1 protein-coding gene and 1 pseudogene are annotated in these 3,441 nt (G+C 73.4%); both read left to right on the forward strand.

Annotated features, from left to right (window positions below; translation table 11 throughout):
* Position 1: 1 nt before the first annotated feature.
* A complete protein-coding gene (locus D7X55_RS37600; RefSeq protein ID WP_233610308.1) occupies positions 2–2,443 on the forward strand; it encodes a DNA polymerase domain-containing protein in 2,442 nt (813 codons plus the stop codon).
* 85 nt (positions 2,444–2,528) lie between these two features.
* A pseudogene (locus tag D7X55_RS37605) lies at positions 2,529–3,441 on the forward strand (hypothetical protein); the annotation flags it as partial.

The raw sequence follows: 3,441 nt of genomic DNA on the forward strand, positions 1-3,441 counted from the left end.
GTTGTGGGGATGGGACCCCACGCCGGGCATCGTGTCCGTGTGGGCGGAGCCGGACGGGCGCGCCTTCGTCTGGAAGCGGCAGCCCGGCACGCACGTGAGGCAGCGCGAGGACGCCCGGTACCGGCCCTGGGTGCTGCTCTCATCGCTCCAGGACCTGGAGCACCTGGGGGACGTGCTGCGGCCCGAAGGCCCGTCCCCCACGCCAGGCGCGGTGACGTACCGGGAGCTGGAGGGCCCCGGCGCGCTGCGCTTCCTGGTCAGCGCGGACGACGGGCGCGCGCTGGCGTCCGCGGTGCTCAAGGGCGCATCGAAGCGGTTGGATCAGCGCGTGGGCCACCTGCGCGACCTGGGCCCGGCCACGGCGCTGGTGCTGCCTCCCGAGGAGCAGTACCTGGTGGCCACCGGCCGCACGTACTTCCGCGACCTCGTCTTCGACGACCTGCGCAGGCTCCAGTTCGACCTGGAGACCACCGGCCTGGACCCTTCCCGGGACCGCATCTTCCTGGTGGCGCTGAGGGACCCGGAGGGCCGCGCGGAGACGCTGGAGGTGACGGCGGACGGCGACGCGGGCGAGGCGGACCTCCTGCGCCGGCTGGTCGCGCGCATCCGGGAAGCCGACCCCGACGTGGTGGAGAACCACAACCTGCACGGCTTCGACCTGCCCTTCCTGGACCAGCGCGCGAAGCGGCTCAACGTGCCGCTGGCCCTGGGCCGCGCGGGGCTGCCGGGCCTGCGCCACCGGCCCTCCGCCCGGGGCGCCGCGCTGAACCGGGGGCCCGGAGGCCGGGACGCGGACCCCATGCGCCGCGCGCGCTACACCGTGCCCGGCCGCGAGTTCATCGACACGCTGGACGCCGTGCGCCGCTACGACTTCTCCGCGCGCGACCTGCCCGGCCACGGCCTCAAGGCGGTGGCGAAGCACCTGGGCCTGTCCGGGCCCGAGCGCGAGCTCATCCCCGGCGCGCGCATCCATGACGTCTTCCTGAAGGACCCGGAGCGCGTGCGCCGCTACGCCCGCGAGGACGTCACGGAAGCCGCGGGGCTGGCGCACCTGCTGGGCGGCGCGCCGTTCGCGCTCGCGCGCATGGCCCCCCGGCGCTACGAGCGGCTGGCGGACGCGGGCCCGGCGACGGGCGTGTTGGATCCGCTGCTGGTGCGCGCCTACGTGCGCTCCGGAGCGGCGCTGCCCGGGCACGAGACCGGCGACGGCACGTCCCACAGCGGCGCGGCGCTGCACCTGTTCGCCACCGGCGTCGCGCGCCACATCGTGAAGGCGGACGTGGCCAGCCTCTACCCGTCGCTGATGCGCCACTACCGCATCGGGCCCAGGCGAGACCGGCTAAACGCGCTGCTCGCGCTGGTGGACCGGCTGGTGGATCAGCGCCTGGACGCGAAGGCGAAGGCGAAGAAGGCCCCGCCCGGCTCAGCGGAGCGCCACACGCAAGAGGCCATCTCCGCGGCGATGAAGCTGCTGATCAACTCCGCCTACGGCTACCTGGGCGCGGTGGGGCTCACCCGCTTCTCGGACGTGCACGCCGCCAACGAGGTGACGCGGCGGGGGCGCGAGCTGCTGGGCCTGATGTGCCGCGAGCTGGCGGACCGGGGCGTGACGCTGCTGGAGGCGGACACGGATGGCGTCTACTTCGCGGTGCCGGAGTCCTGGACGGAGGTGGACGAGCGCCGCGTGGTGTCGGAGGTCGCGAGCCTCCTGCCCCCGCGCGTGAAGCTGGAGTTCGAGGGGCGCTACGCCGCCATGCTGTCGCACGAACCCAAGAACTACGCGCTGAAGCCCTACGACGGCCCCCTCCTGCTGCGCGGCGTGGCCTTCCGCTCCAGCCGCGCGGAGCCTTACGGAGAGGGCTTCCTGCGCCGCGCCCTCCAGCACCTGCTGGCCGGAGACGTGCGCGCCGTGCGCGACACCTACGTGGACGCGGTGATGGCGCTGAGGCGCCGCCAGGTGCCCACCTTTGAAGTCTCCGCGCAGGTGCGGCTGACCAAGTCCCCGTCGCAGTACCTGGCCACGCGCAAGCAGCGCAAGGAGCTGCCGTACGAAGCGCTGCTCACGAACGGCCGCGAGCACTGGTCCCTGGGCGAGCGCATCCGCATCTACCGCGCCACCGGCGGCCGGGCGGGCCTGCTCCCGGAAGCGGACGCCGACGACGGCGAGCCCGCCGCGCGCCCCAGCCCGGACGACGACGCGCGCGACTACGACGTCGAGTACTACGTGCGGCTGCTCAAGGACTCGTTCGCGGCCCGGCTCGCGCGAGGCCTGGCCCCGGAGGACTTCGCCACCGTGTTCGCGGACCCCGACCAGCCCTCCCTCTTCACCCCGTCCCTGGCGGACGCACGCCCCGTGCTCAATGTCGTCAGAGCGCCCCGGGGCCCGGAGTTCGGGGAGGAGCAGGAGCCGCAGGTGGTTGGAGCCCCGCCCATCTCACCGTAACTGGAACGCTGCCGTGTCCCGGTTCCTCCGGGAGTCGTGGGGAGGCTTCTGCTACGTTGCGTCAACTTCGATGGCCTTCTCGTTGATGAAGCGTCCCACGCCGCGCGCGCTGGCGGTCCCCGGCACCGTGGCCCTGCTGCTCCTGCTCCCCTGGCTCATCTACTGGAGCGCGATCATCCACCGCTACGGCCTGCGGGACGACTACGCCATCCTGCGTGAGGCGCGCGAGGAGCCGGGCAAGATTCTGCGCGTCTGCGCGTCGCAGGGCCGTCCGCTCTATGGCTGGATGCTGGAGGCGTCCGCGAAGGCGGCGGGCGGCATCGACGGGTTGATGGGGCTGCGGCTGATGGGCGTCGCGGGGCTGGGCGTGCTCGCGGCGGCGGTGTTCCTGCTGTTGCGCAAGGAGGGCTGGAGGCCGGGCTCCGCCGCGCTGCTCGCGGCCTTCCTCACGGTGACGCCGTCCGCGCAGGTCATCGCCAACTGGGGCATCTGCTGGCCGCAGGCGGTGGCGCTGATGCTGGGCCTGGGCGCGTTCGCCTTCGCCCGCCGCGCCATGGGCCCGCCGGGGACGGACGCACCCGTCCGGTGGCCGTACGCGCTGGCCGCGGTGGGGAGCATGGCCACCGCGACGCTCATCTATCAGGTGAGCGGGCTGTTCTCCGCGGTGCTGCTGGCGGCGTCGCTGGTGGTGCACCGCGACGTGTCGCTGAAGGACACCGCGCGCTGGATGCTCAAGCACCTGCTGGTGATGGGCGCGGGCCTGGCGCTCGCGTACGCCGTCACCCAGGTGCTGTTCAAGGCGGGCATCTTCCCGCCCTCGCCCCGCCTGAGCTTCGAGAAGCACTGGGTGGACAAGACCGTCTGGGCGCTCACGCACGTGTTCCCCAACGCGCTCGCGCTGTCCGCGCTCAACGAGGCGCCGGTGGGCGACATGGACGGCTACCGGGCCATGGTGGTGCTGACGCTGACGCTGCTGGGCGTGGGCGTCGCGGTGGAGG

This window comes from Corallococcus sp. AB049A (genome assembly GCF_003668885.1).
In the GTDB taxonomy this organism is placed as follows: Bacteria; Myxococcota; Myxococcia; order Myxococcales; family Myxococcaceae; genus Corallococcus; species Corallococcus interemptor.